Here is a 23,950-nt window from a genome sequence, read left to right on the forward strand (position 1 = left end):
GCTAAACGAAAGTAAACAGGAGGAAGCGAACATGAATCCGCTAAGAATGACGCCAGAGACTATACGTCTCGGCGGCCACCGCGGCCATAGCGCCGGGGCGCCGGAAAATACCCTCGCCGCGTTTAAACAGGCGTTTGAATACGGCGGCCGCGGCGTGATCTGTGAAACCGACCTCGGCATCACCCGCGATGGCGAACTGGTGCTGATTCACGACAATACGGTTGACCGCACCACCAACGGCCGCGGCCTGGTGCAAAACATGAGCTATGCCGAACTCTCCCAACTTGATGCCGGGCAATGGTTTAGCCATGAATTCGCCGGAGAGCGCGTTCCACGGCTCAAAGATGCGCTGCAGTTGGCCCGCGAGCTTGGCATCCTCTATCAGCTTGAGCTCAAGTTATACGATCGGAATGAGGTGCTCTTCCCGAAGCTAAGCGCGCTGATTGATGAACTGGACTGCGCCGACCTGCTGCAATTTTCCTCGTTTGACTACGTTCAACTCAAAGCGGTGAAAGCGGCGATACCTGAAGTGCCGACCGTCGGCCTGATGCATTCGCGCTTGATCGACCCTGCCGCGCTGGCCCGGCAAGCCCATCTCGATGCGATGAACATTGAGATCTACCACTTTGCCAGCGGAGAGGCGCGCCAACTGCATGACGAGGGTTTTGCCGCATTCCTATACCTGCCGGGCCAGGAACACCAGAAGCGCAAGGACTACGGCGTCGATATCGAAGCTCAGGTGGTTCAATGGATTCGTGACGGCCAGTTGGATCAACTGCTTGGCGATGACGTTGCACAGGTGGCAAGGCTTAAACAGCAAGCTTGCGGCTGATACGCGCGCCGATGGCGCCGGAAATGATTGACCTTTCCCTGCGCCGTAAACCACACTGTTTGCCGCAGCCGTTGTTTGACGTAGACGGTATTTGCAGCAGACACGGCCTTGAGCTGGTTCATTTCGCTAACATTCATATATCGGCGATCGTGGTGGTGAGACATGTTTAGACCTAATGCCTTCATGCTGTCCATTCGCGGCTACGGCGCGCTGGAGGCGCCTCATCGTCACGACCACTCACAACTGGTTTTACCGCTGTCAGGTTCGCTCTGTATCGACATATCCGGTCAGAGCGCTCAGTTGGATCGCCGTCTGGCCGCCTATGTCGACAGGCATTCTCCCCATGCTCAGGAAAGCCGCGGGACCAACCAGTTTCTGATCGTGGATGTCGAGCCCGGCCATCTGGATCCCCATGTGGCGGAATATCTGGCGTCGTGCCGGTTTATGCGCCTTGCGCCGGAAGCCAATCATCTGATCGATTATATGGGCGGGATGCTGACCAAAGGTCGGGTGCCTGAATCGCGGGTTCAACTGTGGGCGCCGCTGCTGTTGGATGCGCTGACCGGCGAGGGGGCGCAGCCGCGTTCACGGCTGGCAGGACTGATGGCGGCTATCGAAAGCGACCCGTTTCTGGACTGGACCACCGAGTTCATGGCGCAGCAGGCGGGGATGAGCGTCAGTCGGCTGCACGCCGTTTTCCGCAGCGAGCGGGATACCACGCCGCACGCCTGGTTGGCGCGCGTTCGGCTGGGCCGGGTGCAGCATTGGCTGGCGACGACGAATCTGCCCATCGCCGAGATTGCCTACCGGGGCCGCTACGCCGACCAAAGCGCCTTGACCCGGGCCATGCGTAAGGCGACGGGGCTGACGCCCTCCGCGTTTCGACAGCAGTTGCAGGAGTCTGGGCCCAAAGCTCGCGAGTCTTAATCAAGACGTGGGTCATTCGCCGCGCGATACTCTCCGGCCAGTGCAAGTGCGGAGAATCGAAAGTGCGGAGAATCGTAGAGTGGATGGCAAAAGAACGTTAGCGGGCGTGGCATGCGGCATGGGAGCCGGTGCGTTGTGGGGGCTGGTTTTCCTGGCGCCGGAGCTGGTGCGCGCGTTTAGCCCGTTGCAGATCGCCATTGGCCGCTATAGCGCCTATGGCCTGATTTCGCTGATGTTGCTGGCGCCGCGCTGGTCGGCTCTGATGCGGCGGCTGACGCGCCGTGAGTGGTTTGCGCTGGGCTGGTTGTCGCTGGCGGGCAACACCCTGTATTACATTCTTCTATCCAGCGCGGTACAGATGGCGGGCATCGCCATCACCTCGCTGGTGATTGGTTTTATGCCGGTGGCGGTGACCCTCATCGGCAGCCGCGACCGGGGCGCGGTTCCGCTGCGCAGACTGTTGCCGTCGCTGCTGGTGTGCGCGGCCGGCGCCATTTGCATCGGCTGGCAGGCATTGGGCGGGCCGGCGTCCGCAACCACAGGCGAGCAAACCATCGGCCTGTTGTGCGCGCTCGGCGCACTGATATCCTGGAGCAGCTTCGCCGTTGGCAACAGCCGCTGGCTGGCCCGCGCGCCATCTGTCTCGGCCCACGACTGGAACCTGCTGATGGGCCTCGTCACCGGCGCGCAGTCGCTGGTCCTGATTCCTTTAGCCATTATGTTTAACACCTACAGCCACAGCGGCGTCGCATGGGCGCAGTTCGCCGGCGTATCGGTGGGCGTAGCGGTGCTGGCTTCGATTGTCGGCAATCTATTCTGGAACCGGATGAGCCGGTTGCTGCCGCTAACGCTGGTTGGGCAGATGATTCTGTTCGAAACCCTGTTCGCGCTGATTTACGGCTTCCTGTGGGAGCAGCGTCTGCCCACCTGGCTGGAGGCCGCCGCCTTCACGCTGGTGGTTTGCAGCGTGATGTCCTGTGTCGCGGCACACCGGAAACCGGTACATCAGAGCAACGAGACCGGCTTAAACGCGCTGCTCTGACACGAGCCATCATCCTGTTTTAAATAAAAATCTTGAGGTGACCAGTTGAACGCCGCCATTACCATTGAACAATTTCTTGATGTCGACATCCGCGTGGGGACGATTGTCCGTGTCGAGCCGTTTCCACAAGCGCGCAAGCCTGCCTGGAAACTGGATATCGATCTTGGCCCGGAAATCGGCTGCAAACGGTCGAGCGCCCAGATAACCGACCTGTATACGCCCGATGATCTTATCGGCCGACAGGTGGCGTGCGTCGTCAACCTGTCGCCGCGTCGTATCGGGCCTTTTATCTCGGAGGTGCTGACGCTGGGTTTTCCGGATGAAAAAGACCGCGTGGTGCTGATAGGCCCGGAGAGAGCCATTCCTAATGGCGGGCGCTTGTTTTAATCTGTTGCCTGAGGTAGTACTTTTTATTACAGGGCGAGAGGTTTGCAAGTTAATAGGTTTACAGGACGGTAGGCATGAACCAATACGAGGCTTTCGAGGTGCTCCAGCGCCAATACAAAACCCGGTTGCAGGAAACGGTCACGCTTGCCAACGAGGTGCAACTGGCGGTCTGGCAGAACAGCCACGATCGGGTCACGCTGGAAAACACCCATCACCACATCTTCAGCATGTACGTGCAGGACGGCTACGAAAGCTACCACAAGCGTCCGGATGGTTGGTTCAACGGCGGCGCGCCGGGGCGTTTTTGTCTGATGCCGAAAGAGAGCCAGTCCACCTGGGATATTCGCGGCAGCCTGCGTTTCGCCCACTTTTACTGTACCGATCAGCACTTGCGCCAGTTGGCGGAGCAAACCTGGGACCGCAGTCCGGCGTCGATCCGTCTTGATGAGCGCATTTTTATCGCCGACCCGGCGCTGGAGGCGCTGTATCGCCATTTTCTGCTGACCGGCAACTGGCGCGATCCGGCCAGCCAGATGATGCTGAGTTCCGCGTCTACGATGGTGATGTTGCATATGCTGCGTCAGTACAGCCAGTTGCAGTGGCAGGCGCCGAACAGCCGCGGCGGGCTGGCTCCGGCGGTGTTGCGGCGGGTAAAAGCGCGGATTGACGCCGGGCTGGGGGAGGCGCTGACGCTGGCCGAACTGGCGGCGGAAGCCGATCTTAGCGAGTTTCATTTCTCCCGCATGTTCCGCCAGAGCGAAGGCGTGGCGCCGCATCAGTATGTGATGAAGCGGCGGCTGGCGCAGGCGGAACAGTGGTTGCGCCACAGCAGCCGCTCCATCACCGATATCGCGCTGGCCTGCGGGTTCAGCTCCGCCAGTCATTTCAGCCAGCGTTTTCGCGCCGAATACGGCATCACGCCCTCGGCGCTACGCCAGCAATGTTCAGGCTGAAGGCTGCTGCGCCGCCAGCAGGCACAGCGTCAACGCCACCTGATAGGATTTGACGAACGACGGCACCGGCAGAAACTCAAAGCGTGAATGGAAGTTGTGCGCGCCGGTAAAAAAGTTCGGCGTCAGAATGCCTTTGGCCGACAGCGCCGCGCCGTCGGTGCCGCCGCGCATCGGAATCACCTTCGGTGTAATCGACAGCGTGTTCATGGCGGCGAACAACAAGTCCAGCGCCCGCCGGTCGTCTCCCAGCGCGTTGCTGATGTTGCTGTAGATATCGGCGATGGCGCAACGGACCTGGCCGGTAGGGTAGTGGGCGGCAATCTGCGCTGTGACGTCGCGAATCTGTTGTTTGCGCTGCTCGAATCCTGCCAGATCGAAATCGCGAATCGAGGCTTTCAGCACCGCCTCATTGGCGTTGGCGTGAATATCGTTGAACCAGACGTAGCCTTCGCGGCCTTCGGTGTGCTCCGGCGTGTGCCGGCGGTCAAACCGGCTGATGAAGTCGTGCGCCATCAGAATCGGGTTGACCAGCACGCCTTTGGCCGACATCGGGTGCGCAGTCACGCCGGTAAAGCGGATTTCCGCCGCGGCGGCGTTAAAGTTCTCGTACACCACTTCGCCCAGTTCACAGCAGTCGATGGTGTAGGCGAAATCGACGTCGAAACGCGCCAGATCCAGCGCCTTGGCGCCTCTTAGCCCGATTTCCTCATCCGGCACGAACGCCACCACGATATCGCCGTGCGGCTGGTCGTCGCGCAGGTTTTCCAGCAACGTCATCACCACGGTGACGGCGGCTTTGTTGTCCGCGCCCAGCACGCTGGTGCCGTCGCTGAAAATAATCTCCTGATCGCGATAGGGCAGGATTTCCGGATGTTCGCTGACCCGCAGCCAGATGTCCTGCGCCGGATTGAGACATAGGTCTTCGCCGGTAAAGCGCAGGATTTGCGGATGAATGTCCGGCGACAGGCCGACATCCACGGTGTCGATATGGGTGATAAAGCCGATGCGCGGCGCGGACGGCGTGTTGCCCGGTTTCACGGCGGTAACGGTGGCGTGCTCGTCGATTTCCACCTGACTTAGCCCCAGCGCGCGCAGCTCTTCCGCCAGCAGGCGGGCCATCGTCATCTGGCCCGGCGTGCTCGGCAACGTGGCCGCGGCGGCGTCGCTTTGGCTGGTGACCGCCAGATAGCGGTAGAAACGGTCGGTCAACTGACGCGCCTGGTTATGGCTCATAGCGGATCCTTATTGGTAAACCATTCGAAAGATTAGGTATCGTTATTCAACAATAATCAAAGGCTTCGTTGTACTCAGCGAGCCGCCCGGAAGTCAATAAAAAGCGAGGATGGGGATGAAAAACGTAATAACGCGCGTTGCGCTGGCGGCGCTGACGCTGGCGGCTGCTCAGGCGGCGTGCGCCAAAACGCTGGTGTACTGTTCAGAAGGATCGCCGGAAAACTTTAACCCGCAGCTGTATACCTCCGGCACCAGCGTGGATGCCAGCGCGGTGCCGATCTACAACCGGCTGGTGGATTTCAAGGTCGGCACCACCGAACTGGTGCCGAGCCTGGCGGAAAGCTGGGACATCAGTCCGGATGGCACGCAATATACGTTTCATCTGCGCAAGGGGGTGAAGTTTCATCGCAACGCGCAGTTTACCCCGAGTCGTGATTTCAACGCCGATGACGTGATTTTCTCTTTTCAACGCCAGCGCGACCCTAATCACCCGTATCACAAGGTGTCCGGCGGTACCTATGCCAATTTTGAGAGCCTGTCGTTCCGCAGCCTGATTACCGCCATCGATCGGGTGGATGACTACAGGGTGCGCTTTACCCTAAGCCATGCGGAAGCGCCGTTTCTGGCCGATCTGGCCTGGTATTTCGCCTCGATCCTGTCCGCTGAATACGCCGACCAGATGCTGAAGGCCGGGACGCCGGAGAAAGTGGATCTGGAGCCTGTCGGCACCGGCCCGTTCCAGCTGGCGCAGTACCAGAAAGATTCCCGCATCCTGTATCAGGCATTTCCAGACTACTGGCAGGGCAAAGCCAAACTGGACCGGCTGGTGTTCAGCATCACGCCGGACGCCTCGGTGCGTTACGCCAAGCTGCGCAAGAACGAGTGTCAGGTGATGCCGTTTCCCAATCCGGCGGAACTGGCGGACATGAAGAGCAACAAGGACATCACCCTGATGCAGAAAGCCGGGTTGAATATCGGTTTTCTGGCCTTCAACACCCGCAAAGCGCCCCTGGATAACCTCAAGGTGCGCCAGGCGCTGACGATGGCGATCAACAAACCGGCGATTATCGAGGCGGTGTTTCAGGGCACCGGCACCGCCGCCAAAAATCTGCTGCCGCCCGGCGTATGGAGCGCGGCAGCCGACCTGAAGGACTATGAGTACGATCCGGAAAAAGCCAGAGCGCTGCTGAAAGAAGCTGGGCTGGCGGAAGGGACCGCTATCGATCTGTGGGCGATGCCGGTGCAGCGGCCGTATAACCCGAATGCGCGTCGTATGGCGGAGATGATTCAGGCCGACTGGGCGAAGGTGGGGGTGAAAGCGAATATCGTCAGTTACGAGTGGGGCGAATACCTCAAACGGGTGAAGAGCGGCGAGCATCAGGCGGCTCTGATGGGCTGGACCACCGCCACCGGCGATCCGGACAATTTCTTCGGCCCGCTGTTTACCTGTACTTCCGCCAATGGCGGCTCTAATTCGTCCAAATGGTGTTACCCGCCGTTTGATAAGCTGATTACCGACGCACGCGCCGAGCAGGATCACCAGAAACGCGTGGAATTATATCGACAGGCACAGTTCGTGATGCATGAGCAGGCGCCGGCGGTGATGATCGCTCATTCGACTATCTTTGAACCGGTGCGCAATGCGGTGACCGGGTATGAAATCGATCCGTTCGGCAAACACATTTTCTACCAGGTGGATATCCGGCAGTAATCTCAGCGCCGTAGCGGGAAAGCCGAGACTTTCCCGCTGGTTCTTGCGCTTGTCTCCATTGCGGTGTTTCCTCATCGACAGTTTCTCTCATCGACAGCTTCTCTCATCGACAGTTTCTCCCGCCGACAGTACCATTGCCTGCCTTTTTTATGATGAGTCGAGTTATGCGCGTTTTACTGGCCCCGATGGAAGGGGTGTTGGATTCCCTGGTGCGGGAATTGCTCACCGAAGTGAATGATTACGATCTGTGCATCACCGAGTTTTTGCGGGTGGTGGATAGCCGTTTGCCGGTAAAAGCGTTCTATCGCCTGTGCCCGGAATTACGCCACGGCAGCCGTACGCCGTCCGGCACGCGGGTGCGGGTGCAACTGCTCGGCCAGTATCCGCAATGGCTGGCGGAAAACGCCGTCCGGGCGGTGGAACTGGGCTCCTGGGGCGTTGATCTTAACTGCGGCTGTCCGTCGAAAATGGTCAATGGCAGCGGCGGCGGCGCCACGTTGCTCAAAGACCCCGATTTGATCTACCGGGCCGCCAAAGCGATGCGCGAGGCGGTGCCGTCCTCGTTGCCGGTGACGGTGAAAGTGCGGCTGGGCTGGGACTCCGGCGAGCGCCAGTTTGAGATTGCCGATGCGGTGCAGCAGGCGGGGGCCAGCGAGCTGGTGGTGCATGGCCGCACCAAGGAGGACGGCTATCGGGCGGAGCGCATCAACTGGGCGGCGATTGGCGAGATTCGCCGGCGTCTGCGTATTCCGGTGATCGCCAACGGCGAAATCTGGGACTGGCAAAGCGCGCAGGACTGCATGGCCGCCACCGGCTGCGACGCGGTAATGATTGGCCGCGGCGCGCTCAATGTGCCCAACCTGAGCCGGGTGATCAAATACCGCGAGGCGCGCATGCCGTGGCCGGAGGTGGTGCAACTGTTGCAGAAATACGTGCGGCTGGAAAAGCAGGGCGACACCGGCCTGTATCACGTGGCGCGTATCAAGCAGTGGCTGGGCTACCTGCGCAAGGAGTACGACGAGGCGAGCGAGCTATTCAGTCGGATTCGCGCGCTGACTACCTCGGCCGATATTGCGCGGGTTATCGACGCCATCGGGTGAGCGGATATCGCGCTGCGAGGTCAGGGTCGTCGTAGCTTGAGCATGCGCACCCGATCGGAAAGACGGCTGGCGCGTTGTCGGCAGACCACTGCGTGGCGGTGACGATTTATTCGTGAAAAGAAAATTTACAACAATGTGTCTGTTTAATCGGCAAAACGCGAGCTGGCGGATTGAATTATTACGCTTTCGTATCTATACATGATTAGCGAAAAAACCGTTTTGTAATAATGACACGATGAAATAGCGGCTATTGGTGTAAAACACCGTGTTCCGTATTGCGGTCAATTCGAGGTAGCGCGAAAATCCAGTAATCGGAATTCAGCATGATGAATTCCGGTAAAACCGGACTGGTTGGCATTGACTGAGTGAGATTTCTTTTGCAAATCAATCATGATGAAAAATGAGGGATTTGTTTTCTGGTAAGGAATAATGGGGCGTCAGTTTAATCCGTTCTCTTTTTTAGCATGGTGCGCGCGCACTGTGCTTGTGTTTATGGTTCTCATTTCAGCAAAACGTGCCGATAAGATTGCCGGCTGGCGCAGCCCGCTTGCCGCTATCCGGGGCGAGTCCCGGTTTGCGTGCAGCGGTAGGCTGCAATGATTCGCTGTGCAGCGACGACAGCCCGAATAAAAAATTAGCATGATAATAATATTGTCTGATGACAAAGGTAACGTTGTCTGGACGCCCGTCCCTGCCCGTATTCATCCCATAATGAGACGCGTCAGAGAGAACCGATAAGCGGAGAAAGAACGTGCACGAGCATTTCAGAGGGAAATATGAAGTTGAATTGAAATTTCGTATTCAGGATATTAGCGCTTTTCGTGAAAATTTATTCAGCCACCATCCTGAGTCGTTTGTCTTCGAAAATAAGGAAAACGATATTTATTATGATTCAGCGGAAAAGAAGCTGGGGAACCAGAATATCAGCATGTTATTGCGCCGCATGGCGCCTTCGGGAATTAAGCTCTGGATTGTAAAAGGGCCGCGTACCGGACGCTGCGAGGCCGTCAACGTCGAGTCGTGCGACATGACGGACAGTATGCTGAGAACGCTGGGGTTCCTGCCGATTTTCGAAGTGAATAAAACCCGCAGCATCTATTTTCTCGACCGGTTCCATATCACGCTGGATTATATCGAGTCGCTGGGGCATTTCGTGGAAATCTCCTGCATGACGGAGGAAGAGGCGGAGCTGGATATTCTGGGCGAGCATTGTCAGGATTGCGCCTTGCGGCTGGGGTTGCAGATGAGCAGCATCGAAACCCGCTCCTATCGGCAGTTGCTGGGGTACTAGGCGCTATAGCGGGGCGTAATTAAGATAGCCATAGCGAAATATAACCGGAACGCCCGGTGCTGCCGGGCGAACTGAGCCGATCGCGGAATCGCGGATTAGCTATCGGACGGGGCGTCGTCGCCGTAATAGAGTTTGCCGATGCGGATGATATCGCGGCCCTGCGCCTTACGGTGTTTGTTGGAATCGCGCAGCGAGTAGATGCAACCGCAGTACTCCTGTTGGTAGAAGTGTTCCCGCTTGCTGATTTCAATCATGCGCGCCGAACCGCCGCCTTTACGCCAGTTATAGTCCCAGTACGTCATGCCGGGATAGCGGCCGGCGGCGGTGATGCCGCACTGATTGATCTGTTGCATATTCTTCCAGCGGGAAATGCCCAGCGAGCTGGAAATAACCGAAAAGCCGTGTTCATGGGCGTACAGCGCGGTGCGCTCAAAACGCATATCGAAGCACATGGTGCAGCGAACGCCGCGTTCCGGCTCCCATTCCATGCCTTTGGCGCGCTCGAACCAGTTGTCGCTGTCGTAATCCGCGTCGACAAAAGGGACGCCATGCTTTTCGGCAAAACGGATATTTTCTTCCTTGCGGATCAGATATTCGCGCTGCGGGTGAATGTTCGGGTTATAAAAGAAGATGGTGTAATCGATGCCGGAAGCGGTGATGGCTTCCATCACTTCGCCGGAGCAGGGCGCGCAGCAGGAGTGCAGCAACAGTTTGTCGGCCTGATTGGGCAGTGTCAGCACCGGGCGCTGAAGGCCCGTAGTCTGTTCCTTGTCGGACACGGTCTCATCCTTTTTTGGTCGTCGATGGTCTGGATTGTCGTCGAGGCGTCGCCCGGTCTGACCGCCGGGGCGATACGCGCGGCCAGTATCCGTTATCATTAAGCGGATGACAACCGCCGACGGGCAGGCGGCGCGGCTGTCAAACTTTGTCACAAAGCTTTTTCGGCCGGCGGAGTGCACGCTTTCCTGGGGCGCATTATAATGCGTCGTTCTCTTTTTTCAGTTAACAGTACACTGTTTAAGCTATTGAATAATGAATAAAAAATTTCGGCTTTCCGCTGTAAGCCTGCTGTTGCTTTCCGCGCCTGTCTGGTTTGCGCCGCAGGCCGTCGCCAAAACGCCCGCGACACAACATGTCACATCCCGCCAGGAGATTGCTTCCGGCAGCGCGATGGTGGTGGATTTACGTAATAACGAGGTGCTCTATTCCACCAATCCGGATGTGGTGGTGCCGATTGCCTCGGTCACCAAACTGATGACCGCCATGGTGGTGCTGGATGCCAATCAGCCGCTGGACGAACGCATTTCCGTTGATATCAGCCAGACCAAAGAGATGAAAGGGGTGTATTCCCGCGTGCGTCTGGGCAGCGAAATCAGTCGCCACGACATGCTGTTGCTGGCGTTGATGTCGTCGGAAAACCGCGCGGCGGCCAGCCTGGCGCACCACTATCGCGGCGGCTATCAGGCGTTTATCGCCGCGATGAACGCCAAAGCGAAAGCGCTGGGCATGACGCATACCCGCTATGTGGAACCGACCGGGCTGTCGACCAGCAATGTCTCCACCGCCCGCGACCTGACCAAACTGCTGATCGCTTCCAAACAGTATCCGCTGTTGAGCCAGCTCAGCACCACGCATGAAAAAACAGCGGTCTTTACCCAGCCGTCCTACAGCCTGCCGTTTCGCAACACCAACCATCTGATCTATCGTCAGGACTGGAACATCCAGCTGACCAAGACTGGCTTTACCAATCAGGCCGGTCATTGTCTGGTGATGCGTACGGTGATCAACGGGCGGCCGGTATCGCTGGTGGTGCTGGATGCATTTGGCAAGTTCACCCACTTCGCCGATGCCAACCGCCTGCGTAACTGGCTGGAAACCGGCAAGGTCAGCCCGGTGCCGGAAGCGGCGCTGAGCTACAAGAAACAGAAATCGCTGGCGTCACGCCAGCCGCACGGCGCCGACGTGACGGCCGCCGTGGACGAATAACCGACAGGATAGGGCGGCGTTACGGCGCCGCCCGCCAGTCCTGCACGATCTGACCCCATTCCGATACTTCTTCTTCATGACTCGCTTCGCGCCAGGTTTCCGCCAGCGCCTGCTGATACCATAACTGCATCGCCGGCTGCGCCAGCAGGTGCTGCGCGTAACGTTCAGCCTCGCCGGCCAGCGCCAGGCCATAGGTCTGCGCCCGGAACACCACCGGAGCGAAAAACGCGTCTACCGCGCTGAACTGCGCGCCCGCCAGAAACGGCCCGCCAAACCGCTGTATGCCTTCCTGCCACAACTGATTTAGCCTGGCGACATCGTTTTGCAACGCCGGGGTGATGGCGTGCAGCTTCACACGTATGCCGCAGCTCATCGAACACTGGTTGCGCAGCGCGCCGAAGCCGGAATGCATTTCCGCCGCGGCGCTTCTCGCCCAGGCGCGGGCGGCGTTATCCTGCGGCCAGACCGACGGGTGGTTTTCCGCCAGATACTCGGTGATAGCCAGCGAATCCCAGACGGTGATATCGCCATCCGTCAGGCAAGGCACTTTGCCGGTCGGCGAGAAGGCTTTGAAGGCCGTCTGAACCGGGCCGGTCGCAAACGGAGTCAGCACCTCTTCAAACGGGATATCCAGCGCTTTCAGCAGGATCCAGGGACGCAACGACCAGGATGAATAGTTTTTGTTGGCGATGTGCAACTGATACATGTTTTCCTCCGTGGAGAGATAAGGCGGTGAACCATATCGTCTAGATTTACCATGAAATCAGCGGCATGGCACCGCCTGATTGGCGGGAAAACCGTCTCAGGCCAGCAGCACCTGTCCGCACGCCGACTGCAACGCCGGGTAATCGGCATTGTGGACGCTGGCGCCGTCGGTAATCAGCATGTCGATGTCGGTGGGGGCGGCATAGAGGATGCGGCTGGTCACGCCTACCTTGCTGTGGTCCGCCAGCATGATGCGCTGTCTGGCGCAGCGCGCCATCGCCCCCGCAATCGCCGCTTCATGATGGGAGAAGCTGCTGGCGCCGGACTGACTGGCGATGCCGACCGGCGACAACAGCGCGATATCGGCGCGGTAGCGCTGGATTTCCGTTACCGTCAGCGCGCCGCTGGTGGCCTGTGCGGACGCGCCCATGTGCCCGCCGAGCAGAATCACGTCGTGCGGCAAGCGCTCGTCAGCGTCGCCGGCGGTGAGTTTCAACGCCACATTCAGGCTGTTGGTGATGATGGTCATGCCCGGAAGAGGGAGCAGCTCGCCGGCCAGCAGGGTGGTGGTGCTGCCGGCGTCGATAAATAGCGTCTGACCGGCCTTTAATTGCTGAACCGCTAGCCGGGCAATCGCCAGCTTTTCCTGTTCCCGCACCGTGTTGCGCACCGACAGCGGCGGTTCCGGTTCGGCGCCGGTCGCGACGATCCCGCCGTGCACCCGGCGCAGCACGCCCTGTGCTTCCAGTTTAAGGACATCACGCCGCACGGTTTCCCGCGACACCCCCAGATGCTGAATGATGTGGTCGGTAGTGACCCGGTTAAGGGACGACAGCAGCAGGCGGATACGGTGCAGGCGGGTTTCTTCAAGCATCAGCGGGCATTCTCTCGGTCAGGTGTCGGTCGCCGCCATTATAACGGCAAGGCGGCGGACGATCAGGTTCGACAGATAATAAGTCGGTTTGTGTAAATCTGTGCTTTTCAGCATAACAGGTGTGCAGATTTTGGCAATTGAGCGTGGGGAAACAGGCGGCACCGAACGATTTTGAGTTATTTGTTTGTTTTTAAATTTATTTTTATTGAGCGGTAACGCAGTGGATTGGCGTGTGGTCTACGGTGCTGATGCACTTTTTTGGTGAATTTCACGCCGTAAATAGTGCGTATTTTTGTATTTGTGTATTTTGTTGCTTTTGGTGTAGGGTATGTTCATCAAGCGGCGCCGGAGAGCCGGTGGCCATTACGCGTTGGGTACATTACTTTCATCTGGAGTCATCATGGCGACACGTTCAACCATCATGGATACCAACAGCTTCCGTGCGGAACATGCGGCGGCACTGACAGACGACATCCGCACGCTGACGGAAAAACGCGGCAGAGTGCTGGGCGATTCTTACCGGCTGTTCTACCGCAACCCGGTGCATCTGGTGCGCGGCGAGAAGCAATATCTGTGGGATGCAGCGGGCAATCAGTATCTGGACGTGTACAACAACGTCGCCAGCATCGGTCATTGCCACCCGGCGGTGATTGAGGCGGTGCACGCGCAGATGTGTCAGCTCAACACCCACACCCGCTACCTGCACGATCGCATTCTTGATTACACCGAGGACCTGCTGACGCTGGTGCCGCAGGCGATCACCAAAGCGATGTACATGTGTACCGGTTCCGAAGCCAACGATTTGGCGATTCGGGTGGCGCGCGCCTACAGCGGCGGCACCGGGATTATCGTCACTCGCGAGGCGTATCACGGCACCAGCGAGCTGACCTCCGGCGCGTCGCCGGCGCTGGGCAGCGGTCAGCCGATTGCCGCGACCACCCGGCTGGTGCCGGCGCCGGACCGTTACCGCGTGGACGCGCCGGATCTGGGCGTCTGGTTCGCCAATGAAATCCAGAAGCAGATCGATGACATGGCCGCTCACGGCATCAAATTCGCCGGTTTCCTCGCCGATTCGATTTTCTCCTCCGATGGCGTGTTGCCGGGGCCGGCCGGTTATTTGCAAGCGGCTATCGATGTGGTGCACGCCAACGGCGGCATCTTCATCGCCGACGAAGTGCAGCCGGGCTTTGCCCGCACCGGCGACGCCTTCTGGGGCTTTGCCCGTCATGACATCGTGCCGGACATCATCACTATGGGTAAACCGATGGGCAACGGTATTCCGGTATCGGCGCTGCTGGCGAAACCCGACGTGCTGGCGGCGTTTAGCGACGAAATTCCCTATTTCAACACCTTCGGCGGCAACCCGGTATCGATGGCGGCGGCGCAGGCGGTGCTGAAGGTGATCCGTGAAGAGAAATTGCAGGAGCACAGCAAGGTGGTAGGCGCACGGCTGCTGAAGGAGCTGGCCGGATTGGCGGATCGCCATGCCAGCGTCGGCGATGTCCGCGGCGCCGGGCTGTTTATCGGTTTCGAACTGGTCAGCGATCGCGACAACAAGACGCCGGATAAAACGCGGGCGCTGAACGTGATCGAACAGCTGCGTGAACAGCGGGTGCTGACATCGGTGGCCGGCCCGCACGGCAACGTGCTGAAACTGCGTCCGACGCTGGCGTTTCAGGAGCACGACATCGACTGGCTGGTCGGCGCGCTGGACAAGGCGCTGAGCGCCACCGCCTCCTGAAGTCTTCGCCCCGGCGCTCGGTGCGCTGAAAAATCAAAACCGGCGCTGTGCGCCGGTCAGACTGCTGACAAAGTCCTTAAGTACAGGATGAAGCATTTTTCTGGCGTCAAAAACTGTGCTGAGGTGGGTGACTTCGCCGGGTGAGCGACAGGACGTCGCGAAAGCCCGTGTCGCGTCTGGAACGCGTCACGGGTGGCCCGAACAGCGAAGTCGAACGCCGAAGGCACCGCGTTAGCGGCGTAGTTTAGCCATTCAGCCAGTGGTCAAGGAGAGGCGGCGTCTGAGCCTCTCATTGTCGTGCGTGCGCTGATGCTGCAAAGGGATAACTGATGTCATTCAGCACGAAACGTTGCACCGTTCTGACATAAATCGACGATAACACAAACAACAAGGCTGTTTGTCAACAGCCTCACCGGCGCTGTGCGCCGGTTTTTTTCGCCTAGTGGGTATCCGGGAAGGCGGTTTCGTCCCGGCGAGCCATAGTCTCGTAGTTGGCCCATTTCTGCCGCGCCACCCGCTGCGCCGTCGCCATCATCCGTTCCGCGTCTTCCGGGTGCGCACGCATCAGCGCCTTAAAGCGCGTCTCGTGCTTGCGGTACTCAGACAACGGCAGGGTCGGCCGCAGGCTGTCGAGCTGGAACGGGTTGGTGTGCTGTTCGCGCAGCACCGGGTTGTAGCGGATCAGCGGCCAGTGGCCGGCCTGCACCGCCCGTTTCTGCTGCATCAACCCCTGACGCATATCGATGCCGTGGGCAATACAGTGGCTGTAGGCGATGATCAGCGACGGCCCGGGGTAGGCTTCGGCCTCGCGCAGTACTTCCAGCGTTTGTTGCGGATTGGCGCCGAACGCGATGCGCGCTACATAGACGTCGCCATAGGCGATGGCCTGCAACGCCACGTCCTTCTTCGCCATGGTCTTGCCGCTGGCGGCAAATTTGGCCATCGCGCCAAGCGGCGTGGATTTGGACATCTGCCCGCCGGTGTTGGAGTAGACTTCGGTATCCATCACCAGCACGTTGACGTTGCGTCCGGACGCCAGCACATGATCCAACCCGGAGGAGCCGATATCGTAGGCCCAGCCGTCCCCACCGATGATCCACACCGAGCGGCGCACCAGATGGTCGATCAGGCTTAACAGCGATTCCGCTGCGGGAGTCTGCTGCTCCGCCAGTTTGGCGCGCGCCTGTTCGAGGCGGCGGCGCTGCGCGACGATTTGGCTCTCCGTCTGCTGCGGCGCGCGGATAATATCGTCAACCAGATCGGCGCCAATCAGCGACGCTGATTCCAGCAACTGCGCTTTCGCTATCTCCATATGTTTGTCGGCCGCCAGCCGGAAGCCAAGACCGAACTCGGCGTTGTCTTCAAACAGCGAGTTGGACCAGGCCGGGCCGCGCCCTTCCTGATTGTGCGCCCACGGCGTGGTGGGCAGGTTGCCGCCATAGATGGAGGAACAGCCGGTGGCGTTAGCCACCATCATGCGTTCGCCGAACAGTTGGGTCAGCGTTTTGAGGTACGGGGTTTCGCCGCAGCCGCTGCAGGCGCCGGAGAACTCAAACAGCGGCTCAAGGAACTGCACGCCGCGAATGGTGGAGAAATCCACCGCGGCGCGGTCCGGCCAGGGCAGTTGTTCGAACCAGCCCAGCGCGGCTTTTTCCTGCGCCAGCACCGGCAGTTTGTCTACCATGTTGACGGCGCGGACCTCGGTTTCCCCTTCGTGATGCCGTACCGGGCAGGCTTCGACGCACAATCCGCAGCCGGTGCAGTCTTCCGGATACACTTGCAGGGTGTAGCGGGTTTCCGGAAAGCCGCGGGCGCTGATCGGCGCGGAGCGGAATCCGTCCGGCGCGTCATCAAGCTGGTCCTGATGGTAGAACTTGGCGCGAATGGCCGCATGCGGGCAGACAAACGAACAGTTGCCGCACTGGATACACAGGTCGTCGCGCCACTGCGGGATCTCTAGCGCGATATTGCGTTTTTCCCAGCGCGTGGTGCCGGTGGGGTAGGTGCCGTCCACCGGCAGCATGGACACCGGGATACGGTCGCCGCGGTCCAGCATCATCTCCGCGGTCACTTCGCGCACAAAGCGCGGCGCCTGTTCCGACAGCGTCCAGCCCTGATCGACCGATGGGCCGTCGCCCTGCGGCACCGTAACCTGATGCAGGTGCGCCAGCGTCTCATCCACCGCGCGGAAGTTTTTCTGCACCACGTCGTCGCCTTTCTTGCCGTAGGTTTTGCGGATGCTGCTCTTGATAAGCTCGATGGCCTTCTCTTTGGGCATCACGCCGGAGAGCGCGAAGAAACAGGTTTGCATGATGGTGTTGATGCGGTTGCCCATGCCGACGTCGTGCGCCACCGAGGCAGCGTCGATGACGTAGAGTGTGAGCTGTTTCTGCTGAATGGTTTGCTGCATCTCACGCGGCAGATAAGACCAGACGCTGTCCGCCGGGTAGGGGCTGTTGAGCAGGAAGGTGGCGCCGGGCAGCGCATAGCTCAAAATGTCGACGGTATAGACGAAGTTGAACTGATGGCAGCCAATGAAGTTGGCGGTGCCGATCAGGTAAGGCGAATCGATGGGCGTCGGGCCGAAACGCAGGTGCGACGTGGTGCGCGAGCCGGATTTCTTCGAGTCATAGACGAAATAGCCCTGCGCGTAGAATTCCGGCTGTTCGCCGATGATCTTGATGCTGTTCTTGTTGGCGCCGACGGTGCCATCGGCGCCGAGGCCGAAAAACAGCGCGCGGATCTGTTCGTCCGGCTCCGGTTTCCAGCTTTCGTCCCACGGCAGGCTCAGGCCGGTCACATCATCATGGATGCCGATGGTGAATGTCGGTTTCGCCTGCGCTGACTGTTGCTGCTCGAATACCGCACGCGCCATCGCCGGGGTGAATTCTTTCGACGACAGGCCGTAACGCCCGCCGCTCAGGCGCGGCAGCGACAGGCGCTGGCCCTGTTGCAGACTATGCACCAGCGCGGCCAGTACGTCCTGATACAGCGGCTCGCCTTGCGCGCCCGGCTCTTTGGTGCGATCCAGCACCGTGACCACCTCGGCACTGGCCGGTAGCGCTTTTAGCAGCGCGTCCATCGGGAACGGCCGGTACAGATGAATGGTCAGTACGCCGTAGCGGCCGCCCTCGCGGTTAAGCCGATCCGCGGCCTGGCACAGGGTGGCCGACGCGGAACCCATCACCACCACCACGTGGCGGGCGTCCGCCGCGCCGTGATAGTCCACCAGCCCGTAATGGCGGCCGGTCAGCTCGGCGAAACGCGCCATGTGACGTTCGACGATACCCGGCACGCTGTCGTAGAAGCGGTTGACGCTCTCGCGCCCCTGAAAGTAGGTGTCCGGATTCTGCGCCGTGCCGCGCATCACCGGTTTATCCGGGTTGAGCGCGCGCTCGCGGTGGGCCCGCACCCGATCGTCATCGATCATGGCGCGAATCTGCGCATCGCTCAGCTTGCTGATTTTGTTAACCTCGTGCGAGGTACGGAAGCCGTCGAAGAAATGCAGGAACGGCACCCGCGCTTCCAGCGTCGCGCTGTGGGCGATCATCGCCATATCCTGCGCCTGCTGTACCGAAACGCTGGAGAGCAGGGCGAAACCGGTGGTGCGTGCCGCCATTACGTCCTGATGGTCGCCGAAAATCGACAGCCCCTGCGTCGCCAGCGAGCGCGCCGCGACGTGGAACACGGCGCTGGTCAGCTCGCCGGCGATTTTGTACATGTTCGGCAGCATCAGCATCAACCCCTGCGAGGCGGTAAAGGTGGTGCTGAGCGCGCCGGCCTGCAATGCGCCGTGCACGGTGCCGGCGGCGCCGCCTTCATGCTGCATTTCCATGATGTCCGGGACGTTGCCCCAGATGTTATTCAGGCGCTTGCTGGCCCATTCGTCCGCCAGTTCCGCCATAGTGGAGCTGGGGGTGATCGGGTAGATGGCGCACACTTCGCTGACTTTATAGGCGACCCAGGCGGCGGCTTCGTTGCCGTCCACCATGACAAATTCATTTTGCTGGTTCATTGCGCCACCTCCTCGGCATTCATCTCAATCGCATGGCAAGGGCATTGCCGGTAGCAGGCTTCGCAGCCGGTGCATTTGTCGTAATCAAAACGGTAGTGCAGTCCTTTACCCAGTTTGATCACCGCGTTTTCCGGGCAGGCGCCATAGCAGCCGTCGCACTCGAAACAGTTGCCGCAGGAGTAGCAGCGGGTGGCTTCATAGGTGGCCTGTTCACGGTTTAGCCCGCCGATGATTTCGTCAAAACCGCCGCGCTGTTCGGGGGCGATCGCCGGCTGGCTGCTGGCGTTGGCCTCGGTATTGAACCACAGGTGCAGATGGGGATATTCCAGAACCGAGCCGCTGGCCGGTTTATGGTAAGGCTGGCGCCTCAGCCAGCCGTCGATATGATGCGCCGCTTTTTTGCCGTGCCCGGTGGCGATGGTGACGGTGCGCTCCGACGGCACCATATCGCCGCCGGCAAAGATACCCGTTACCGCGGTCATCATGTGTTCATCGACATCGATGATACCGTCCGGGCGGATGGTCAGGCCGGGAATGCGCTCCAGCACGCGGGTGTCCACATCCTGGCCCAGCGCCAGAATCAGGCTATCGGCCTGTAACGTCTCGAAGCGCCCGGTGGGCTGCGGGCGGCCGTTGGCATCGATCGCCATCTCTTCCACGGTGAAGGTGGTGCTGTCGATATTGCGGATGGTGCGCAGCCAGTTGATTTTGACCCCTTCCTCCATTGCCTCTTCCGCTTCAAAGCGGTGCGCCGGCATGTGTTCGATGTCGCGACGATAAATAATCATCGCTTCATCGGCGCCCAGGCGGCGGGCGGTGCGGGCGGCATCCATCGCGGTATTGCCGCCGCCGTAGATGGCGACCCGTCGGCCCAGCTTCGGCGCGTCGCCGCGCTCTACCGCCGACAGGTAGCTGACCGCATCCAGAATCTTGCCCGCTTCGCGCGCCGGAATATCGGTTTTCTTCGCCAGATGGGCGCCGATAGCCATGAAGACCGCATCGAAACCGCCTTGCTGTTTTTCCTGCAGCACATCTTCGACTTTGTGGTTCAGCGTCAGGGTAATACCGCTGGAGAGCAGATTACGGATTTCACTATCCAGTACGTCGCGCGGCATGCGGTAGGCGGGGATGCCAAAGCGCATCATGCCGCCGGCCATCGGCCCGGCCTCGCGGATTTCCACCTGATGCCCAAGACGGCGCAGGTGCCAGGCGCAGGACAGACCGGACGGGCCGGCGCCGATCACCAGGACTTTTTTGCCGCTGTCCGGCGCGGTAATCCGCGGCGTCCAGCCTTGTTCCAGCGCCATGTCGCCGAGAAAACGTTCGACGGCATGAATGCTGACCGACTGATCGACCTGCAGGCGGTTGCAGGCGCTTTCGCACGGGTGGTAACACACGCGGCCGTGGATCGCCGGCATGGGGTTATTCTCGATCAGGCGTTGCCACGCCTCTTCATAGCGCTGTTCCTGCACCAGCGACAGCCAGGACTGGATGTTCTCGCCGGCGGGGCAGGCATGATTGCACGGGGGCAGGGAATCCTGATAGACCGGATGTTTACTGCGTACCGGACCGGTGCCTGAGGTTACCTTCAGGTCCGGCGGCTGCGTCATATCGTGTTTTACGTTGCTCATCGTATTGCTTCTCTACGTCCAATGTTGACTCGTTGTTATATGTGGGGCTTCCCATGTCACTGTGTGCTGCCGTCCGCGGTGTGGCGCGCCTTTGCGGGGGATAATGCGCGAAGGGCAATGTTCAACCAGGGACGATTCGCAAACAGGGACAATTTCGAAAACAGGATTAATCATAAATAAAGACAATCACGTGGCCGGTTTCGGTCGCGTTGTCGGGAAATAGGTGAATAATTTTGCGATTATTAAAATAATGTTGAGACAAGATTACGCCGTCGGAATAATCAATAAATGAGGCAGATCAAATATAAGCTAATCGACTGTGTCGGGCAGTCGATGACAGACCACTTGACGCATATTGACTGGGTGAAACCAGAAGGGGAGTATTTTTATTTATCATGCCATTTCTGGCGTTTTACACTGGATAATTATTTTAACTGTATGTTTATGTGGAATAATATTTCATTTTACAAATGATGATTATTATTGATTGCTAATTATTTATCTGGGTTGAAAGTGATCGTTGTATAGTTTAGTATATTTCCAATTGAAATCGTGATAATTCAATTTTTAGGTATGTTGTATTTCCCCGGATATCCCGTGGTTGACCGATGTTATTGCCGCCTGATTCAACTGATGATTGTCAGATGATCTGTGCATTATTACAAACTCCAACTCGTTCGATGGAGAAGGCGATATATATTGCTATGCATGAGAGAAATGAGATGGGGACCATTCTTCATTTGAAAATGGGAATGAATAACATTGATGAGTCTATCCCCAATAATTCGAGCCACAGGAAGTGCTGGGCGATTTGAACAGTGAAACGCGTGGCTCTTCAGGGGCAGGGCTGATGGATAGCGTAGGTAGTCACGTCACCGTACCTGCAACTTACCGTATGGAGAAGATAGCCGTGGCGTCTGTGGTTGCGGCATTCGCCGTTGACGCTACAGGCAGGCCGTGCCGCTTCTTTTCGCAACGGTCGCAGCATTGCGTTAAGGCCATCATCGTGTTTTGTCATTATTGTGTTTGTTCAACATCACATCCGTAACGGGAAATACGCGATATCCATTTTTCCGCTGACGGTTTTGTGGCACATTAGCCGCCTTGTCTTGTCACTATCAGCGGGCAGGTTGTCGTTCCCTAACCGGCAGCTGCACAAGGAATTCGCAATAATAATGAAATGGTTTACTTCACTGGCGCTTGCGGTCGGTCTGGCCTGTAGCCCGCTTTGGGCGCAGACGCCCGGTTCTATGCTGCAACAGACTGCGCCGGAGGCGGCTTCCGCCCAGCAACAGCGCGATGCCTTCGTTAACGACTTAATGAAAAAAATGACGCTGGATGAAAAGATTGGGCAGCTCCGTCTGATCAGCGTCGGCCCGGATAACCCGAAACACGCCATTCGCGAAATGATCCGCAACGGTCAGGTGGGCGGGATTTTCAATACTGTCACCCGGCAGGACATCCGGGTGATGCAGGATCAGGTGATGCAGCTCAGCCGCCTGAAGATTCCATTGTTCTTTGCTTATGACGTGGTGCACGGCCAGCGTACCGTGTTCCCGATCGGCCTGGGGCTGGCGTCCAGTTGGGACATGGGCGCCGTGGCGCTGTCGGCGAAGATCGCTGCCTATGAAGCGACCGAAGATGGCCTGAACATGACCTGGGCGCCGATGGTGGACATCACCCGCGATCCGCGCTGGGGCCGTGTTTCCGAAGGTTTTGGCGAAGATACCTATCTGACCAGCGAAATCGCCCGCGTCATGGTGAAAGGCTTTCAGGGCGATGACCTGACCGGCCGTCATTCGCTGATGACCAGCGTGAAACACTATGCGCTGTATGGCGCGGCGGAAGGCGGACGTGACTACAACACCGTCGATATGAGTCCGCAGCGCATGTTCCAGGATTACATGCCGCCGTACAAAGCGGCGATCGACGCGGGCAGCTACGGCGTGATGGCGTCGCTCAACTCCATCAACGGCGTGCCGGCGACCGCCAACCGCTGGTTGCTGAAAGACGTGCTGCGCGACCAGTGGCATTTTAAAGGCATCACCATCAGCGACCACGGCGCCATCAAGGAGCTGATCAAGCACGGCGTGGCGGCGGACCCGAGCGATGCGTCGCGCATCGCGGTGCAGTCCGGTATCGGCATGAGCATGAGCGACGAGTATTTCGTGCGTTATCTGCCGGATCTGGTCAAGCGCGGGCTGGTCAGCATGAAGGACATTGATGACGCCTGCCGCCAGGTGCTGAACATGAAATACGATATGGGGCTGTTCCAGGACCCGTACAACCATCTCGGCCCGGTCGGTTCCGACCCGGTGGACACCAATGCCGAAAGCCGCCTGCACCGCGAAGAAGCGCGTGACGTGGCGCGCAGCAGTCTGGTGCTGTTGAAAAACCGTCTTGATGTCCTGCCGCTGAAAAAATCCGGCGCCATCGCGGTGGTGGGGCCGCTGGCCGACAGCAAGCGCGACATTATCGGCAGTTGGTCCGCCGCGGGTCGTCCGGCGCAGGCGGTGACGGTATACGAAGGGATCCGCAAGGCGGTGGGGTATAACGCCCGCGTTTATTACGCCAAAGGTTCCAATGTCACCAATCACCCGGGTCTGGTCCAGTTCCTTAACCAGTATGACCAGTCGGTGGAAATCGACCCGCGCGCGCCGCAGGCGATGATTGATGAAGCGGTGGACGCGGCGAAGAAATCCGACGTGGTGATCGCGGTGGTGGGTGAATCGCAGGGGATGGCGCACGAAGCGTCCAGCCGCGCCAAAATCACCATTCCGCCGGAGCAAAAGGCGCTGATTGCCGCGCTGAAAGCCACCGGCAAGCCGCTGGTGCTGGTGCTGATGAATGGCCGTCCGCTGGACCTGAGCCGTGAAGATCAGCAGGCGGACGCGCTGCTGGAAACCTGGTTCAGCGGTACCGAAGGGGGCAACGCCATCGCCGATGTGCTGTTTGGCGATTACAACCCGTCCGGTAAGCTGCCGATGACCTTCCCGCGCTCGGTGGGGCAAATCCCGATGTACTACAACCAGCTACCGACCGGTCGTCCGTATTCGGCACAAGCGCCCAACAAGTACACCTCGCACTATTTTGACGAGGCTAACGGGCCGCTGTATCCGTTCGGTTACGGTCTGAGTTACACCACCTTTGACGTGTCGGACGTGAAATTCTCCAGCCCGACGATGAAGCGTAACGGCAGCATTAAAGCGTCGGTCACGGTCACCAATACCGGCAAACGCGCCGGGGAAACCGTGGCGCAGCTTTATCTGCATGACGTGGTGGCATCGGTAAGCCGCCCGGTGAAAGAACTGCGCGGCTTCCAGAAAGTCATGCTGCAGCCGGGTGAAAGCCGTACCCTGACCTTCACCCTGTCGCCGCAGGATCTGATGTTCTACAACGCGCAGATGCAGCAGGTAGCGGAACCGGGCAAGTTTGAAGTGATGATCGGGCTGGATTCCCAGCGCGTGAAAACCGGCAGCTTTACCTTGCTGTAAGCGTCTGGTGATGTCACTCGATGCTGTA

At 59.1% G+C, this 23,950-nt stretch carries 17 protein-coding genes; 11 read left to right on the plus strand and 6 right to left on the minus strand.

Translation table 11 applies throughout. The features are described 5' to 3' along the window. Positions 1-31 precede the first annotated feature (31 nt). The 5 genes from CPA59_RS09160 to CPA59_RS09185 all read left to right on the plus strand — a co-directional run bounded on the left by CPA59_RS09160 (position 32) and on the right by CPA59_RS09185 (position 4,141). Positions 32-832 (plus strand): glycerophosphodiester phosphodiesterase family protein, encoded by an 801-nt coding sequence (locus CPA59_RS09160; RefSeq protein ID WP_049854373.1) that lies wholly within the window; start codon positions 32-34, stop codon positions 830-832. 162 nt (positions 833-994) lie between these two features. Beyond that, positions 995-1,759: an AraC family transcriptional regulator gene (locus CPA59_RS09170; protein WP_049854324.1), complete on the plus strand. Its 765-nt coding sequence runs from the start codon at positions 995-997 to the stop codon at positions 1,757-1,759. A gap of 79 nt (positions 1,760-1,838) precedes the next feature. Further along, positions 1,839-2,801 carry a DMT family transporter gene (locus CPA59_RS09175; RefSeq protein ID WP_038918721.1) on the plus strand — a complete coding sequence of 321 codons (963 nt, stop codon included), beginning with the start codon at positions 1,839-1,841 and terminating at the stop codon, positions 2,799-2,801. 45 nt (positions 2,802-2,846) lie between these two features. Further along, complete coding sequence (locus CPA59_RS09180; RefSeq protein WP_049854325.1) at positions 2,847-3,188, plus strand: tRNA-binding protein; 342 nt, start codon at positions 2,847-2,849, stop codon at positions 3,186-3,188. Between the two features lie 74 nt (positions 3,189-3,262). Next, positions 3,263-4,141, plus strand: coding sequence for a helix-turn-helix domain-containing protein (locus tag CPA59_RS09185; protein ID WP_049854326.1), 879 nt, complete (start codon positions 3,263-3,265; stop codon positions 4,139-4,141). On the opposite strand, the gene pepT is transcribed toward CPA59_RS09185, so the two are convergent. After that, positions 4,133-5,374: a peptidase T gene (pepT, locus tag CPA59_RS09190; protein ID WP_049854327.1), complete on the minus strand. Its 1,242-nt coding sequence runs from the start codon at positions 5,372-5,374 to the stop codon at positions 4,133-4,135. The genes CPA59_RS09185 and pepT overlap by 9 nt on opposite strands. A 115-nt stretch (positions 5,375-5,489) precedes the next feature. On the opposite strand from pepT, the gene CPA59_RS09195 reads away from it, so the two are divergent. From CPA59_RS09195 to cyaB, 3 genes are all read left to right on the plus strand, one after another. After that, entirely contained in the window at positions 5,490-7,085 is a 1,596-nt protein-coding gene (locus tag CPA59_RS09195) for an ABC transporter substrate-binding protein (protein WP_049854328.1), read from the plus strand. 164 nt (positions 7,086-7,249) lie between these two features. After that, positions 7,250-8,185, plus strand: coding sequence for a tRNA dihydrouridine(16) synthase DusC (gene dusC / locus CPA59_RS09200; protein WP_107759141.1), 936 nt, complete (start codon positions 7,250-7,252; stop codon positions 8,183-8,185). Between the two features lie 751 nt (positions 8,186-8,936). Further along, positions 8,937-9,476, plus strand: coding sequence for a class IV adenylate cyclase (cyaB, locus tag CPA59_RS09205; RefSeq protein WP_038918727.1), 540 nt, complete (start codon positions 8,937-8,939; stop codon positions 9,474-9,476). 95 nt (positions 9,477-9,571) lie between these two features. On the opposite strand, the gene CPA59_RS09210 is transcribed toward cyaB, so the two are convergent. Beyond that, on the minus strand, positions 9,572-10,255 hold the full coding sequence (locus CPA59_RS09210) for an epoxyqueuosine reductase QueH (RefSeq protein ID WP_038918728.1): 684 nt from the start codon (positions 10,253-10,255) through the stop codon (positions 9,572-9,574). A 253-nt stretch (positions 10,256-10,508) separates the two neighbouring features. Between CPA59_RS09210 and pbpG the strand changes: the two genes are divergently transcribed. Beyond that, positions 10,509-11,462: a D-alanyl-D-alanine endopeptidase gene (gene pbpG / locus CPA59_RS09215; protein ID WP_038918729.1), complete on the plus strand. Its 954-nt coding sequence runs from the start codon at positions 10,509-10,511 to the stop codon at positions 11,460-11,462. A gap of 19 nt (positions 11,463-11,481) precedes the next feature. Here pbpG and CPA59_RS09220 read toward each other — a convergent pair whose 3' ends face one another. Together CPA59_RS09220 and CPA59_RS09225 are read right to left on the minus strand one after the other, a co-directional pair. Continuing rightward, positions 11,482-12,168: a glutathione S-transferase family protein gene (locus CPA59_RS09220; RefSeq protein WP_107759142.1), complete on the minus strand. Its 687-nt coding sequence runs from the start codon at positions 12,166-12,168 to the stop codon at positions 11,482-11,484. Positions 12,169-12,264: 96 nt separating this feature from the next. Next, positions 12,265-13,041, minus strand: coding sequence for a DeoR/GlpR family DNA-binding transcription regulator (locus tag CPA59_RS09225; RefSeq protein ID WP_071605195.1), 777 nt, complete (start codon positions 13,039-13,041; stop codon positions 12,265-12,267). Positions 13,042-13,441: 400 nt separating this feature from the next. Between CPA59_RS09225 and CPA59_RS09230 the strand changes: the two genes are divergently transcribed. Further along, positions 13,442-14,782, plus strand: coding sequence for an aspartate aminotransferase family protein (locus tag CPA59_RS09230; RefSeq protein ID WP_049854331.1), 1,341 nt, complete (start codon positions 13,442-13,444; stop codon positions 14,780-14,782). Positions 14,783-15,221: 439 nt separating this feature from the next. On the opposite strand, the gene nifJ is transcribed toward CPA59_RS09230, so the two are convergent. Both nifJ and CPA59_RS09245 read right to left on the minus strand, forming a co-directional pair. Next, a complete protein-coding gene (gene nifJ, locus CPA59_RS09240) occupies positions 15,222-18,797 on the minus strand; it encodes a pyruvate:ferredoxin (flavodoxin) oxidoreductase (protein WP_107759143.1) in 3,576 nt (1,191 codons plus the stop codon). Then, positions 18,794-20,428, minus strand: coding sequence for an NAD(P)-binding protein (locus CPA59_RS09245; RefSeq protein WP_107759144.1), 1,635 nt, complete (start codon positions 20,426-20,428; stop codon positions 18,794-18,796). The genes nifJ and CPA59_RS09245 overlap by 4 nt, the downstream gene beginning before the upstream one ends. 1,175 nt (positions 20,429-21,603) lie before the next feature. Between CPA59_RS09245 and bglX the strand changes: the two genes are divergently transcribed. Next, positions 21,604-23,922 (plus strand): beta-glucosidase BglX, encoded by a 2,319-nt coding sequence (bglX, locus tag CPA59_RS09250; RefSeq protein ID WP_107759145.1) that lies wholly within the window; start codon positions 21,604-21,606, stop codon positions 23,920-23,922. Positions 23,923-23,950: the final 28 nt, after the last annotated feature.

It is taken from the genome of Dickeya sp. Secpp 1600, assembly GCF_003049805.1.
Classification (GTDB): domain Bacteria; phylum Pseudomonadota; class Gammaproteobacteria; order Enterobacterales; family Enterobacteriaceae; genus Dickeya; species Dickeya fangzhongdai.